This is a genomic window from Pseudoalteromonas sp. J2K-J979 (assembly GCF_058169715.2).
In genome coordinates this window covers 1,768,783-1,783,200 of sequence record NZ_CM200281.1, presented here as the reverse complement: position 1 = coordinate 1,783,200, position 14,418 = coordinate 1,768,783, and the positions used below count along the sequence as shown (strand labels likewise).

The window sequence follows — 14,418 nt, the reverse complement described above, 5'->3', positions numbered from 1 at the left end:
AAAAAAGCCGAACAATCTTGTCCGGCTCAATATTAAAAGGTTTTTAACCGCTCTGCGGTAGCTTTCACTCCAGGATAATCCTCCTCGGGTAAGAACTCGGTTAACTCAAGAAGTTTATCTGCAAGTTGAGTGGCATTTTGAGCTGAAATATTAATATGGCCCATTTTACGGCCCGGTTTTTGACTTTTACCGTACCAATGGCTTTTCACATCTGCAATTGCCAAAATTTGATGCGGAATACTCGCCTGACCAAGTACATTGATCATTACACTTGGCTTTTGCAAAGTGACATCACCTAAAGGTAACCCCGCAACTGCTCGCATATGATTTTCAAACTGACTACAAACAGTGCCTTGCTGTGTCCAATGACCCGAGTTGTGAACACGAGGTGCTATTTCATTAACCATCAACGTACCGTCAACATCAAAAAATTCAATCGCCATCACCCCCACATAATCCATTTCTGTGGTTAAGTTTTTAAACGCACTGACCGCTTGCTGCTGAATTGCCGTGTCGACAAATCCGGCTAGAGAAAGTGTCAATACACCATCTGTATGTTGGTTTTCAGTGACAGGATAAATAGCAAACCGACCGTCTTTATCACGAGCGCCTATCACAGACACTTCACGATCGAACGGGATCATTTTTTCAGCGATAATCGTGTGTGGAAATGCATCTGTACCTAATGCGATAAAGTCCGCCATCTCAGACCAAATTTGATCAATTTGATCATCCGATTTTAAGCGCCATTGTCCTTTTCCATCGTAACCTGCTTGACAGGTTTTGATAACTAACGGCTTACCAAGCTTTGCCACAGCATCAATTAAATGTTGTTTTTCAGTGATCAGCTGATAAGGCGCACAGGGAACAAGACCTTTATCGAGTAAGGCTTTTTCAATAGCACGGTCGCCACCGGCTTTAATCGCCGCTTTTCCTGGGTAAAATTTACCACTTTGGCAACATAAGGCCAAAACAGCATCGGGAATGTGCTCAAACTCTGCAGTGATAACATCAGCATCCACAATTGCTTGTTCTAGCGTCATATCATAATCACCGAGTGTAACTGGGTGAATAATTTGGTTTGAACCTACATCAAAAGCACGTACATTGAGGCCGAGAGGCGCGCCTTCAAGACTCATCATACGAGCCAGTTGACCGGCTCCTAAAATTAAAACATTCATATTAAATCGCAGGATCAGGGTTGGCTAATACGGTATCGGTTTGTTCTTTACGGAACGCTTCAATTTTGGCGAAAATTTCTGGTTGCTGACAACCTAAAATTTGTGCTGCAAGTAAGCCTGCGTTTGCTGCACCTGGGTCGCCAATTGCTAATGTACCCACTGCCACACCTTTTGGCATTTGACAAATTGATAGCAGCGAATCAACCCCGTTTAGAGCTTTTGATTTAACGGGAACACCTAATACGGGCAAGCTGGTAAATGCGGCAGCCATACCTGGTAAATGTGCTGCGCCACCTGCACCGGCGATAATCACTTTAATTCCGCGGTCCGCAGCAGCTGAAGCGTAGTCAGCTAATAATTGAGGAGTACGATGAGCAGAAACGACTTTAGTCTCATAATCGATGCCAAAACGGTCTAACATATCTGCAGCATGCTGCATGGTCGGCCAATCCGATTTTGAACCCATAATAATGCCAACTTTCATAACGACTCCTCATGAAAAAATTTTTAAAACGATACTGTAAAGGGTAAGCGGGCATTATACACACCCCCTTTGGGAAGGCGAAGACTCTGCAACAAAAAAGCCATGCAAATTGCATGGCTTTTTTAAAATATCAGTGAAGTTATGCTTCTTTTGTAGCAAGGTACTCGTCGTAAGTACCTTGGAAGTCAATTATTTTACCGTCTTTAATTTCCCAAATACGGGTCGCCAATGAAGATACAAATTGACGGTCATGAGAGACAAACAATAACGTGCCTTCATAATTTTCAAGCGCAGTATTCAGTGATTCAATTGATTCCATATCCATGTGGTTAGTCGGCTCATCCATCAATAATATGTTTGGTTTATGCATCATCAGTTTACCGAACAGCATCCGACCTTGCTCTCCCCCTGATATGACTTTGACTGATTTGGTAATGTCATTTTGTGAAAACAACAAACGTCCTAAGTAACTACGCACAACTTGCTCGTCGTCGCCAGGTTGTTGCCATTGTTCCATCCATTGGAATAATGTTTGGTCTTTTTCAAAATCATGGGCATGATCTTGCGCGTAATAACCAATATTAGCATTTTCAGACCATTTAAACGCGCCCGCTTTTGGCGCTAGTACACCCGCTAACGTGTTTAATAATGTTGTTTTACCCGCACCATTTTCGCCGATAATCGCAATGCGTTCACCCACTTCAACTAAGCCATTCAAACCATCAAATAACGTGGAATCAAAACCTTGTGTGACATTGTCTAATTCAAGTGCATTTCTGAACAGTTGCTTTTCTTGAACAAAACGAATAAATGGGTTTTGACGACTTGACGCTTTGACTTCTTCTAATTGAATTTTATCGATTTGTTTAGCTCGTGATGTAGCTTGCTTCGCTTTTGAAGCATTGGCAGAGAAACGTGATACAAACTGTTGAAGCTCAGAAATTTGCGCTTTCTTTTTTGCATTGTCAGATAATAAACGTTCACGTGCTTGAGTCGCAGCAAACATGTATTCATCATAATTGCCAGGATACAAACGTAATTCACCGTAATCGATATCAGCCATATGCGTACAAACCGAGTTTAAGAAATGGCGGTCATGGGAAATAATGATCATGGTGCAATTACGCTGGTTTAAAATATCTTCTAACCATTTGATTGCATAAATATCTAAGTTATTGGTTGGTTCGTCAAGGAGCATAATGTCAGGCTCTGCAAACAGGACTTGTGCCAATAACACACGTAGTTTCCAACCTGGTGCAATCTCAGACATCAAACCATAATGCTGAGCCACATCTATGCCTACGCCGAGTAATAACTCGCCGGCTTTAGCTTCTGCTGAGTAGCCGTCCATTTCAGCAAATTCAGTTTCGAGGTCCGCCACGCGCATTCCGTCTTCTTCTGTCATTTCCGGAAGTGCATAAATACGGTCACGTTCCTGTTTGACTTCCCATAACTCTTTATGGCCCATGATCACAGTATCAATCACCGAGAACTGCTCATAAGCAAATTGATCCTGATTTAGTTTTGCGACACGTTCATTAGGATCTGCACTGACATTACCCGCTGATGGCTCGAGTTCGCCGCTTAAAATTTTCATAAACGTTGATTTACCACAGCCATTGGCGCCGATTAAACCATAGCGATTACCTTCACCAAATTTAACTGAAATATTTTCGAATAAAGGCTTAGCACCAAATTGCATGGTGATATTTGCTGTACTTAAAATAGGTGTATCCCCCGCCGCATAAACTATGTGGACTTATAACTTTATATTTAAATTGGGTCAGATTTTAACGTAACTAGGGGGCATTTGCGAATGTTAATCAGTGATTAAACGGGCCTGACTTTAGAAAGCCGGAGGGGAAAAGCCATTGTACACCGGATATCGCATAGAAGGTTTGCATTTTGTATAAAACAAATACATTATGCGTGCATATTTACAATTACAGCATGCTTTTTGTGTCATTTTTCTCATAAGCGATATATTTATCGTCAATTATAAAAGCATCATCAGCAGACAGTCTAGGTAGTTCCCGTGGAAATAAAATATCAACTAAAATCAGCCTCTCAACGACGTTCAACCCCATACCAACCAACTGAAAATATTGGTTTTGGTCGAGTCAGAACCGATCACATGTTTTTGATGGATTACACTGATGGACAATGGGTTAACCCGCGTATTATACCCTTTGGTCCGTTACCAATTTCGCCTGGAGCGATGGCACTTCATTATGGACAGTCAATCTTTGAAGGAGCTAAAGCATTTTTACATGCCAATGATGAGATTTATACATTTCGTTTAGATAAAAATATCGAGCGACTCAACAATTCTGCTGACATATTATGTATGCCGCATGTACCCGAAAGCATGCAACAACAAGCGATTGAAGCATTAATTGATGTCGAGCGCCTGTGGTTTCCTCGTCAAGACGGAGCATGCTTTTATATTCGACCTTTTATGTTTGCAACCGAAGATAATTTATCGGTCCGAAGCGCCAATGCCTACACATTTTGTGTTGTATTAAGCCCAAGTGGCGCGTACTACCCTAACGGCAATAATAATGCGATTCGCTTATTAGTATCGAACACTTACCATCGCGCAGTAAGTGGCGGCACAGGTGCTGCCAAGGCATCAGGTAACTATGCAGCATCATTGCGTGCCGCAACAGCCGCCAAGGCATTTGGCGCCGCACAAGTATTATATTTAGACGCTAACAACAAGCAAATTGAAGAAGCGGGTGCCATGAATCACTTTCATGTTCGAAAAGATGGCACGCTCATCATCCCGACCTTTACAGATACCATATTAAAATCAATCACCTCACAGTCTGTTCTTGCATTAGGTGAATACTTAGGCTGTGAAATCAAACAAGAAACTATCTTGATTGATGATTTTATTGCAGATGTACGTTCTGGTGAAATAGTCGAAGCAGGCGGCTTTGGTACTGCGGCTGTTGTCTCTGCCGTAGGTGAATATATTTTTGAAGATAATACGATAATTCAGGTGGCGGATGGCCAAGTTGGTCCTATCACGACAAAGCTCTATCAACTTTATTCAGATATTCAAAATGGCCGCCACGCAGATCCATTTAACTGGCTAAAACTCATTCCACGCTTTTATAAGTAATACAAAATACAACGGATTAACTAAGCAAAAAAGGTAATCGATAAATTGCCTTTTTTGCTTGTAACAAGCTGACTCTTTTCTTGATAAATTTAATAGAGCGTTAAAAAACCACTCTGTATCATGTGTAATAATCTGTAATATCTAACCTCGCATCTAGGACTAACTTTATTGTTCTATAAAGTGAATCAGGATGATGAAAATGATCATTGATTTTCAGTTACTCGCAAAAAACCACCGCAGAAATAGTCAATATTGCCCAACAGCGTCAATCGGCTTTGGCGAAATCAGAACCGACCATATGTTTTTGTGTAATTACATCGATGGCAACTGGCTAAACCCACGTATCGTGCCTTATGGTGCGTTAACGTTGGCAGCGGGTTCTATGGGGTTGCATTATGGCCAATGTATTTTTGAAGGCGCCAAGGCATTTTTACATAACGATGGCGAACTCTATAGCTTTCGCCTAGGTAAGCATGTCGAAAGACTTAATCAGTCCGCAGAAATTTTATCTATGCCGACTATGCCCATAGCTATGCAACTCACTGCTATTGAAAGCTTACTCGATGTTGAAAGGTTATGGTTTCCTAAACAAGATGGAGCATGTATCTATATCCGCCCTTTTATGATTGCAAGTGAAGATCATTTGACCATTCGCAGTGCCAATCAATTCACTTATTGTGTGATGTTAAGCCCGAGTAGTTGTTATTACCAAAATAAAAAACATACAGCATTGCGCTTATTAATTTCTAAACAGTTTCATCGAGCTGTTACAGGTGGTACTGGCTCAGCTAAGGCCGCAGGTAACTACGGAGCATCACTTAGAGCGATGCAACAAGCAAAAAAATTTGGCGCAGATCAAGTCCTCTACCTCGACAGCACAAATCAATATATTGAAGAAGCGGGAATGATGAATCATTTTCACGTTACAAAAGATCATCAAATTATCATCCCCCATTTTACCGATACAATTTTAAAATCAATTACCTCACAGTCTGTAATGGCGTTAGGAGAATATGTGGGGTGTCAGGTAGAACAACAAACAATTTCATTACAAACCTTTGTAGATGACATAAAAAACGGCAACATTATTGAAGCTGGCGGCTTTGGAACGGCAGCAGTGGTATCTGCGGTGGGCAGCTATCTCTTTGAAGATCACTCACAACTGACGATAGCTGATGGCATGCCTGGTTCTATCACAAAAAACTTGTACCAACTCTATAATGGCATCCAACACGGTGAGAATGAAGACCACTTTAATTGGCTACAAAAAATCCCACGAACTAATGTTTAAAGAACTTATTATAAAATATTGACCAACGAGTCGAGTTAAAAATATAGGTAAATTTCTTCTCACACCAGCAGGATTAAAAGCAAGAGTAAAGCTGAGCAATTAAAGCGCGAACATTTGCGCCTTAGCAAAAGTTAAGTCTGTTATAACAAACCTGAAAAGTAATGTTTTAAATACAATTATGATACTCCCTTCCCTTTGTTTGATTAGTTATATATTTTTAACGCAGAAGTTAAGAGATACTACTATATATCAATAAGTATGATGTGTTCTCTATGTGTTACCTTCGAAAAACAAGCAGACTGCCACTATTTAACCACTGCTTAAAGCCAAGTTTACTCAGTAAAGTGATACACGAACGATTGTTTTCATGACACCGAGCATAAATATTGTTTAGGCTAAATCCAAACTCATGTGGTTTAACTTGAAATAATGCCAAACATGCTTCATACATCATTCCTTGTGACCAAAATTCTGGAGCTAATTCAAAACCCAATTGCATTTCGCCAGCTTTACCGTCAAAAGGATAAAAGCCACACGAACCAATAATTTGCTGCTGGTATTCTATCACCCAACGTCCTCCCAGACCCTTTAGCCAAAGCTCAATATCTGTTTGTAAATATTCACGAAAATCGGTTTTATCCACAAACTCGGGAATATCATTGTATTGGCGAACCATAGGATGTGATAATATCGGCCACAAACTAGCTGCAAAGCGATGTGAGATAGGCAATAATTTTAAGCGTTGTGTCACTAAATTAGGCTGTTTAGCCATCAGTGCAATCCTCCCTATCCAAACTAGATGTTACAACGTATGAACACGTATAAGTTAGATCTAAAGACTAACATTTTATTCTGTCACTGAGTAGTGATATACCGGACTAATCCTATATAAACATAGTGTTTTTGGAGTGTTAAATGACTGATACTTTTAAAGTAATTCAACCAACCACCACCGTTTACTGCCCGCAAAGAGGCGAAGGCTGGACCTTAACAGGCATTACCAACATCAACGAAAAAACATCGGTAATGTTTGACGGCAAACGCTATACCCTAGAGGCACGTGAAGTTGTCGAAGTACTCTTGCCAAATGCGCTTTCACGAACACCAACTGAAAAGAAATAATTGGATTAATTGTAGAATTTACTGGAACAAATGTAATTATCCACTATAACTAGATGATAGGTGATCACCTATAACCAAATGGATCAGTTTCTGAAACAAAAAAAGCGCTGTTTATACAGCGCTTTTCATTTTTACATCCAAAAAGATTAGCGTAATGCGTTAATACGTTCTTCAAGTGGCGGATGTGATGAGAAGAAATCTGACAATCCCTTACCCGATGCGATACCAAAAGCCATCATTGAACCTTGCAACTGTGATGGATGGTTAGCTTGTAAACGCTCTAGCGCTGCACGCATTTTATGCGCACCAACTAGATCAGCAGCCCCTTTGTCAGCAGAAAACTCACGTTTGCGACTAAAGTAAGCAACGACCACAGAAGCTAAAATTCCAAACACAATTTGGAAAATCATATCAAAAATAAAATAGGTCCAAGATGGCCCTGAATTTTCTTCATCAGAGCTATTTAAGAAATTATCAACAATCCCAGCTAATACTTTTGAAATGAAGATTACAAAAGTATTCACAACGCCTTGAATGAGAGTCAATGTCACCATATCGCCATTGGCGATGTGTGAAACTTCATGTGCTAACACGGCTTCAGCTTCATCTGCATTCATGCTATGCAATAAACCCGTACTCACGGCAACAAGCGAATTATTTTTACTTGGGCCAGTGGCAAACGCATTCATTTCAGGGCTGTCATAAATGGCGACTTCAGGCATCGCGATATTCGCTTTTTTAGCTTGTGCTGCGACTGTATCAATTAACCATTTTTCTGTTTCATTACGTGGTTGTTCAATAACAAACGCGCCTGTCGATTTTTTAGCCATCCATTTTGACATAAACAGAGAAATAAACGACCCACCAAAGCCAAACACAGTCGCAATCATTAAGATCCCACCTAGACTGCGATTATCGATACCAAAGACGCTCATTAATATCGATAAAACAATCCCTAACACTAGCATGACAGCTAAGTTAGTAATTAAAAACAGAACAACGCGCTTCATAGTAACCTCATAGTTAAGCAACAAACTCAGTGTCGTGTTATGAACATTTACATAACAGCAACTAAATCTAATATTGGGGTATAAACACAAAATCCAAGACATTTTGCACAGACTATTGTTACAAAATGTCACTGCCGCGCGTGAAATACCCAAGAATATTTTGCGTGAGTGTGCCTCAGTATTTCTGGAGACTCAAGCACTATTGAAAGCATTTAAATAAATAAATTTAAGATAAAACTTAGGTAAATAAATGCTTGTTTTGAGGGGTTAGCGAAGGTTTAAGGCATCCAATAATACATCGTGAACTTGCAGCTTAGCTTGACCTTCGCTGTAAGGCGAAATTGCCAATAAAGGCATAGATAAACGTTGTTTCAACGCTTCGATATTGGCTTGTTGCTCAAGCATATTATTATCTACATGATTGGCAATCCAACCGACACAATCAACACCTAGCTGTGCCATATGAGCTTGAGTTAATAATGCATGATTTAAACATCCTAACTTCAAGCCAACCACGAGGATTACAGGCAGATTTTCAGCCTTAACCCAATCAAATAAATAATCCGTGTCATTAATTGGTAACGCCCAGCCACCAGCACCTTCTGTTAATAAATAATCGGCTCCACTGGCTTTTATCGCCCGATAACTGGCTGATAAACTCGGAAGTGAAATTGTTTTACCCACATTACTTGCGGCAATATGAGGCGCGATTGGTTCAGCAAACACAAATGGATTCACAGTATTATACGGTACATTGACATTACTACTTTCAAGTAAGGATAAGGCATCATCATTGACTAATTGTCCAAACGCTTCTTCAGCCCCTGCGGCTATAGGCTTAAACCCAAGAGATCGATGGCCATAGTTTTGTATAAATTTAAGTAGCAAACACGTGGTGTGTGTTTTCCCGACTTCTGTATCTGTGCCTGTTATAAAAAATTGCTTCATTTCTCTAACACCATATATCCGACATGATAACTCACCGCATAGCCACTATTAGTAGATGGATACGCATTTAATAATTTTTGATATTGTTGTTTGCCCATTAACCCTAATGACGACTGGGTTAATTTCGTATTTGCCCCAATGGCTTTGATTGACCGTAACGCATCAGCAGGAAATTCAAAATATTGATGATGGAGCAGGTGATCAATGTGGATGATTTTAAACGCTGATTGTTTAGCAATAGCAGAAAATTGCTCGAGCGATACAAACTGATTTACATGGGAAGCCGAATCAATAGCTTGCCACGCAGATCTAATTTCAACTAACGAGCCTGCAAGCACATTGGTTAAATAGAGTCGACCTCCAGGTTTTAAAATCCGATACAACTCATTCACTAACACAGTAAAATCACACGACCACTGACTGGCAAAATTACTAAATACCGCATCAACTGAAGATGACTGAATCGATAACTGATCCATATCTGCACAGCAACGGGTCAAGTCAATGCTTGGCTCTATAGTGTTGAGCATGTCTAAACTAAGATCCATTGCAATAACATGTGAAAAATGCGCTTGTAAGAACTCACAGTTTACACCCGGTCCAGAACCTAAATCTAAACAAATACCTGATTTATGTGGCTGCACAAATTCAAAGAGTTTTCGTGAACTGATCTGCTGAACATGTGCATTTTGCGCATAATTAGCCGCCGCTTTAGAAAACTTTTGTTGGGTTTGTTGTTTGTTCTTCTGAGTGTCGATGGCTAATGCACTCATAATAACGGCTTCATATGATTAACTAACGACAAAATATCTGCTTGGCTATGTGCAGCAGATAACGTAATGCGCAACCGTGCGGTGTTGTGCGCAACAGTCGGCGGACGAATCGCTCCCACCCAAAAGCCCCTGTTTTTTAATGCATTGGCAACCGCTAAAGTCGTATCAGCATCGCCTATAACCACAGGCTGAATTGCCGTTGAAGAAGCCATTAAAGCAATACTCTGTTCATGGCATGCTTGCTTAAAATAACGAATGTTTTTTGCCAATGCACTGCGTAAGTCATCTGCCTGAAAGAGTTGCTGGATTTGTTGTAATGTCGCTTTGGCTATCATTGGCGAGACTGCTGTCGAATAAATATAATCACGATTAAATTGCACTAAATAATCGCGTACTTCTTGAGTACACAATACACAGGCACCACTGCTCGCTACCGCTTTACCAAATGTTAAAATCAATAAATCAGGTTTCATGTTATTACTAAGGTAACAACTGCCCTTACCCTGCTCACCTAGTACGCCAAATCCATGAGCATCATCAATCATTAACCAGGCATCATGCTGTTTAGCGAGGGTGAGTAACTCTTCAATAGGCGCAGTATCACCATCCATCGAAAAGACCCCTTCAGAGACAATTAACTTATGCTTTGCTTTTGATTTATGCAAACGCCGTTTTAAATGTTCTAAATCATTATGATTAAAGCGTGTCATCGCTGCTTTCGCCGCTAAACCACCATCAATCAAACTTGCATGGTTAAGTTTATCTTGAAAAATTTCGCTCTCGGTATGAGACATCAAGGTTTTTAGCACGCTGCTATTGGCGCTAAACCCCGAGTTAAATAATAAACACGCCTGATAGCCCATCTCGTTAGCAAGGTAATTCTCTAGATCTGCATGGGCCTGAACATAACCGGTGACCAAAGGCGAGCTGTGACTGCCCACTTGACCAAGATCGGTATACGCTTCACTTAAACCTAAATAATTATTACTGGCAAAATTGATATAGCTTTGGCCATCAACGGTAATTCGAGCACTTTGTGAGGAACTGATTAAAAAGCGCTCACGAAAGAGCGCTTGAGTTTTGCGTTCGAGCAATTGCTCTGCAATGTAATTAAACGCCATTTACTGTGCTTCGTAAAAAAGACCAGCTGTTTCTTTATCAGCAATCGCAGAAGATAACGAAGCTTCATATGCTTCATCTGAATAATCTTGGCGTTCTTCTGGCTTCATCCCGAGTTTTTTAAGCAGCAGCATGTCCGCATCAGCTTCTGGGTTTTCTGTAGTAAGCAGTTTATCACCATAGAAAATTGAGTTTGCGCCAGCAAAGAAACACATTGACTGCATTTGTTCATTCATCGCTGTGCGCCCTGCCGATAAGCGTACGTAGCTCTTGGGCATCATAATACGCGCGACAGCAATGGTACGAATAAAATCAAAATGTTCTAAATCTTCGACATTTTCAAGCGGCGTTCCTTTAACCTTTACAAGCATATTAATCGGCACACTTTCAGGTTGCTGGGGTAAATTCGCCAAACTCATCAATAAACCAAACCGATCTTTGGCTTCTTCACCCATGCCAACAATCCCACCCGAACAGACCTTCATTCCTGCATCCCTTACATGGTCTATCGTATCAAGACGATCTTGATACGTACGAGTCGTGATAATTTGCTCGTAATACTCAGCGGAAGTATCAAGGTTATGATTATAATAATCCAAACCAGCCTGTTTAAGATTATGCGCTTTTTGGTTATCTAACATGCCTAAAGTCATACAGGTTTCGAGCCCAAGCTCTTTGACGCCTTTAACCATTTGCTCAATGTACGGCATATCGCGATCTTTCGGATCTGACCATGCAGCCCCCATACAAAAACGGGTCGCGCCCTTATTTTTCGCTAGTTTAGCTTGTTCAATTACCTTTTCGACTTCCATTAAACGTTCGCGCTCAAGATCGGTTTTATAATGACCTGACTGCGGGCAATATTTACAATCTTCTGGGCATGCGCCTGTCTTAATCGATAACAAGGTTGAAATTTGTACTTCGTTTGGCTTGAAATTCTGACGGTGAATTGATGCTGCTTGAAACAATAAATCGTTAAAGGGTTGTTCAAATAATTCTTTTACTTCGCTGACAGTCCAGTCATGACGGATAACGGCAGATTGCATAGTGTTCTCTTTTAGTTTGTCTCTATCGCACTTAATGGGTTAGTCTACGGAGCAACCTTTGATTGTCAACATTTGAAAAGCAAACCAAGTTTACATATGAGTAAAAAACACCCAATCGACCTTGATTTTGATAAAAACCATATTTGGCACCCTTATACTTCAATGACCGCGCCTTTACCTGTATACCCGGTCACTCATGCTGAACAAAATTTCATTTACCTAGAAACGGGTGAAAAGCTCATCGATGGCATGGCGTCATGGTGGAGTGCCGTTCACGGTTATAACCACCCTGTTTTGAATGAGGCTGTTACAAGTCAACTTAGTGCCATGAGCCATATTATGTTTGGAGGCCTCACCCATACTCCTGCTGTTGAATTGTGTAAAAAATTAATCGCAATTACTCCTTCGTCATTAAACAAAGTATTTCTTGCTGATAGTGGTTCGGTAAGCGTAGAAGTGGCAATCAAAATGGCACTGCAATATTGGCTAAGTCAGGGCATCACAGGTAAAAATAAACTCATGACCCCACACAAGGGTTATCATGGCGATACTTTTGCCGCCATGAGTGTCTGCGATCCAATCAATTCAATGCACTCACTCTATCAAGGGTTTTTACCCCAGCACATCTTTGTGCCTGCACCAGTTAGTCAATTTGATCACGATTTTGATGAGCATGAAGCAACAATGCTTGCAGATTACTTTGCCAAACATCATCACGAAATTGCAGCCTTTATTATTGAGCCCATTGTGCAAAATGCTGGCGGGATGAACTTCTATCATCCTGACTATTTAAGAGCCGTACGCCGCTTGTGTTACCAATACAATGTGCTATTGATTTGTGACGAAATCGCAACCGGTTTTGGCCGCACAGGTAAGTGGTTTGCCGTCGAGCATGCACAGATTGAACCTGATATTTTATGTATAGGCAAAGCGTTAACAGGTGGGTACATGACGTTATCGGCTACGTTAACCACGGATAAAATTGCAATCGGTATCAGTGAAGGTGAAGCCGGTGTGTTAATGCACGGTCCAACCTTTATGGCGAATCCCCTAGCTTGTGCGGTAGCATGTGCGAGTATCGATTTACTAGAACAAACTGCGTGCTTAGAACAAGTTAGCCAACTTAACTCTTGGCTTAATGACGCATTAGCACCGTGCAGACAGTTACAATGTGTTGAAAATGTGCGGGTATTGGGCGCGATTGGTGTGGTCGAAGTAAACCATGTAGTGGATGTCGCACAGATCCAAAAAGAATTTATCGAACTAGGCGTCTGGATCCGTCCATTTGGAAAGCTAATTTACTTAATGCCACCGTATATCAGTGAACAACCGCAGATAGAAACGCTTGGCCGCGCCATTTTCACTGTGTTGGCAAATCGCAAATAGTAAAGTATCTCGATGCATCACATGTTGTTGATGCATCGTAATTTACCATTCAAACATATACGCCATTTTACTGATGGTTTTAAGTGCCACACCATGGCTATTGCGCTGGCTGTACAAATGCTGCAAAGATTTATCTTTTATATCACCGACAATGACCTCTTTTACCTGATACCCCATCGCATGAGCAACTTCGAGATAAGGTAAAAATTCCCACTTTTTAATGTTAGTGTTATCCAAAATAACTAACGGGATGTCTTGCGCTAAACCACGGATAAACCGCGCTAAATTGAGGCTGTGAAATTCAGGGAGTTTAAACTTATCGAACTGATAAGCACCGTCTTGATAAAAATAATCATCTGTTGAACATATCAAGAATTGATTTTCATCACCCTTAACCAATTCACCTGTTAATTGCTCTGCGTAAAAGCTTTTGCCGCTACCGGGTAGCCCACGTAAAATAAAAACTTGTTTCATGTTATAAAATGACAACTAATAGAAATGAAAGTGAAATGATCAATAAACTGATCAAATTAATGCGCAGATTATCACTTTGTCGGCGAGCACGAAAGCGATTCAAGAAAATCGTGAAGATACTCAAGCCACTGCACACATACAAAAGTAAAATTAGGACGTCTTTTGGGCTTGCAAGCCAAGTACTTCGCACACTCAAATCAAAGTAACGAATAATGCCATATTCAATCTCAGGTCGCGCATAGTGAAAGGCAATTAAAGCCGCCACAAATACCAACCAACAGGTTAAAGTCAGCCACCTAATGATGATTTTAAGTGTGTCATGTTTAATTTTACGTCGCTCTTGCAAATTACCCTCTTTGATTATGAACGTGCCCCTTAGTCGTTCGTTTGCTTATCTCAGCTTAGAACTGTTTAAAATACAAGCATTAATAGTGAAAATGTACTTTAAATGTTTTTT

At 40.6% G+C, this 14,418-nt stretch carries 15 protein-coding genes; 4 read left to right on the top strand and 11 right to left on the bottom strand.

The window, feature by feature from the left end; genetic code table 11:
* Window positions 1-32: 32 nt before the first annotated feature.
* The 3 genes from AC3KVK_RS08210 to AC3KVK_RS08200 form a co-directional block, all read right to left on the bottom strand.
* Entirely contained in the window at window positions 33-1,181 is a 1,149-nt protein-coding gene (locus tag AC3KVK_RS08210) for a 5-(carboxyamino)imidazole ribonucleotide synthase (protein WP_490312014.1), read from the bottom strand.
* A 1-nt stretch (window position 1,182) separates the two neighbouring features.
* Window positions 1,183-1,665, bottom strand: a complete 483-nt coding sequence (purE, locus tag AC3KVK_RS08205) for a 5-(carboxyamino)imidazole ribonucleotide mutase (protein WP_490312015.1) — start codon at window positions 1,663-1,665, stop codon at window positions 1,183-1,185.
* 139 nt (window positions 1,666-1,804) lie between these two features.
* The gene (locus AC3KVK_RS08200) at window positions 1,805-3,391 is read right to left on the bottom strand and encodes an ABC-F family ATPase (protein WP_490312051.1); all 1,587 of its coding nucleotides are present in this window, start codon (window positions 3,389-3,391) and stop codon (window positions 1,805-1,807) included.
* 309 nt (window positions 3,392-3,700) lie between these two features.
* Here AC3KVK_RS08200 and AC3KVK_RS08195 point away from each other — a divergent pair, with 309 nt between their 5' ends.
* Both AC3KVK_RS08195 and AC3KVK_RS08190 read left to right on the top strand, forming a co-directional pair.
* Entirely contained in the window at window positions 3,701-4,792 is a 1,092-nt protein-coding gene (locus tag AC3KVK_RS08195; RefSeq protein WP_490312016.1) for a branched-chain amino acid aminotransferase, read from the top strand.
* Window positions 4,793-4,991: 199 nt separating this feature from the next.
* A complete protein-coding gene (locus tag AC3KVK_RS08190; RefSeq protein WP_490312052.1) occupies window positions 4,992-6,083 on the top strand; it encodes a branched-chain amino acid aminotransferase in 1,092 nt (363 codons plus the stop codon).
* Window positions 6,084-6,360: 277 nt separating this feature from the next.
* On the opposite strand, the gene AC3KVK_RS08185 is transcribed toward AC3KVK_RS08190, so the two are convergent.
* Window positions 6,361-6,855 (bottom strand): GNAT family N-acetyltransferase, encoded by a 495-nt coding sequence (locus AC3KVK_RS08185; RefSeq protein ID WP_490312017.1) that lies wholly within the window; start codon window positions 6,853-6,855, stop codon window positions 6,361-6,363.
* 143 nt (window positions 6,856-6,998) lie between these two features.
* On the opposite strand from AC3KVK_RS08185, the gene AC3KVK_RS08180 reads away from it, so the two are divergent.
* Window positions 6,999-7,205 (top strand): hypothetical protein, encoded by a 207-nt coding sequence (locus tag AC3KVK_RS08180; RefSeq protein ID WP_490312018.1) that lies wholly within the window; start codon window positions 6,999-7,001, stop codon window positions 7,203-7,205.
* Between the two features lie 146 nt (window positions 7,206-7,351).
* Here the strand turns inward: AC3KVK_RS08180 and htpX are convergent, their stop codons facing one another.
* From htpX to bioB, 5 genes are all read right to left on the bottom strand, one after another.
* Complete coding sequence (htpX, locus tag AC3KVK_RS08175) at window positions 7,352-8,215, bottom strand: protease HtpX (protein ID WP_490312019.1); 864 nt, start codon at window positions 8,213-8,215, stop codon at window positions 7,352-7,354.
* Window positions 8,216-8,482: 267 nt separating this feature from the next.
* Complete coding sequence (bioD, locus tag AC3KVK_RS08170) at window positions 8,483-9,163, bottom strand: dethiobiotin synthase (protein ID WP_490312020.1); 681 nt, start codon at window positions 9,161-9,163, stop codon at window positions 8,483-8,485.
* Window positions 9,160-9,936 (bottom strand): methyltransferase domain-containing protein, encoded by a 777-nt coding sequence (locus AC3KVK_RS08165; RefSeq protein WP_490312021.1) that lies wholly within the window; start codon window positions 9,934-9,936, stop codon window positions 9,160-9,162. The genes bioD and AC3KVK_RS08165 overlap by 4 nt, the downstream gene beginning before the upstream one ends.
* Entirely contained in the window at window positions 9,933-11,057 is a 1,125-nt protein-coding gene (locus AC3KVK_RS08160; protein ID WP_490312022.1) for an aminotransferase class I/II-fold pyridoxal phosphate-dependent enzyme, read from the bottom strand. The genes AC3KVK_RS08165 and AC3KVK_RS08160 overlap by 4 nt, the downstream gene beginning before the upstream one ends.
* The gene (gene bioB, locus AC3KVK_RS08155) at window positions 11,058-12,101 is read right to left on the bottom strand and encodes a biotin synthase BioB (protein WP_490312023.1); all 1,044 of its coding nucleotides are present in this window, start codon (window positions 12,099-12,101) and stop codon (window positions 11,058-11,060) included.
* Window positions 12,102-12,197: 96 nt separating this feature from the next.
* On the opposite strand from bioB, the gene bioA reads away from it, so the two are divergent.
* Window positions 12,198-13,487: an adenosylmethionine--8-amino-7-oxononanoate transaminase gene (gene bioA, locus AC3KVK_RS08150; RefSeq protein ID WP_490312024.1), complete on the top strand. Its 1,290-nt coding sequence runs from the start codon at window positions 12,198-12,200 to the stop codon at window positions 13,485-13,487.
* 42 nt (window positions 13,488-13,529) lie between these two features.
* Here the strand turns inward: bioA and AC3KVK_RS08145 are convergent, their stop codons facing one another.
* Together AC3KVK_RS08145 and AC3KVK_RS08140 are read right to left on the bottom strand one after the other, a co-directional pair.
* Window positions 13,530-13,961: an AAA family ATPase gene (locus AC3KVK_RS08145; RefSeq protein ID WP_490312025.1), complete on the bottom strand. Its 432-nt coding sequence runs from the start codon at window positions 13,959-13,961 to the stop codon at window positions 13,530-13,532.
* 1 nt (window position 13,962) lies between these two features.
* A complete protein-coding gene (locus AC3KVK_RS08140) occupies window positions 13,963-14,307 on the bottom strand; it encodes a hypothetical protein (protein WP_490312026.1) in 345 nt (114 codons plus the stop codon).
* Window positions 14,308-14,418: the final 111 nt, after the last annotated feature.

Bases quoted from the DNA above. Each gene is read 5' to 3' on its own strand.
- htpX (WP_490312019.1), bottom strand. From the start codon at position 8,215: ATGAAGCGCGTTGTTCTGTTTTTAATTACTAACTTAGCTGTCATGCTA.
- bioA (WP_490312024.1), top strand. From the start codon at position 12,198: ATGAGTAAAAAACACCCAATCGACCTTGATTTTGATAAAAACCATATT.
- AC3KVK_RS08185 (WP_490312017.1), bottom strand. From the start codon at position 6,855: ATGGCTAAACAGCCTAATTTAGTGACACAACGCTTAAAATTATTGCCT.
- bioD (WP_490312020.1), bottom strand. From the start codon at position 9,163: ATGAAGCAATTTTTTATAACAGGCACAGATACAGAAGTCGGGAAAACA.
- AC3KVK_RS08210 (WP_490312014.1), bottom strand. From the start codon at position 1,181: ATGAATGTTTTAATTTTAGGAGCCGGTCAACTGGCTCGTATGATGAGT.
- AC3KVK_RS08160 (WP_490312022.1), bottom strand. From the start codon at position 11,057: ATGGCGTTTAATTACATTGCAGAGCAATTGCTCGAACGCAAAACTCAA.
- AC3KVK_RS08190 (WP_490312052.1), top strand. From the start codon at position 4,992: ATGATCATTGATTTTCAGTTACTCGCAAAAAACCACCGCAGAAATAGT.
- AC3KVK_RS08180 (WP_490312018.1), top strand. From the start codon at position 6,999: ATGACTGATACTTTTAAAGTAATTCAACCAACCACCACCGTTTACTGC.
- AC3KVK_RS08165 (WP_490312021.1), bottom strand. From the start codon at position 9,936: ATGAGTGCATTAGCCATCGACACTCAGAAGAACAAACAACAAACCCAA.
- bioB (WP_490312023.1), bottom strand. From the start codon at position 12,101: ATGCAATCTGCCGTTATCCGTCATGACTGGACTGTCAGCGAAGTAAAA.
- AC3KVK_RS08145 (WP_490312025.1), bottom strand. From the start codon at position 13,961: ATGAAACAAGTTTTTATTTTACGTGGGCTACCCGGTAGCGGCAAAAGC.
- purE (WP_490312015.1), bottom strand. From the start codon at position 1,665: ATGAAAGTTGGCATTATTATGGGTTCAAAATCGGATTGGCCGACCATG.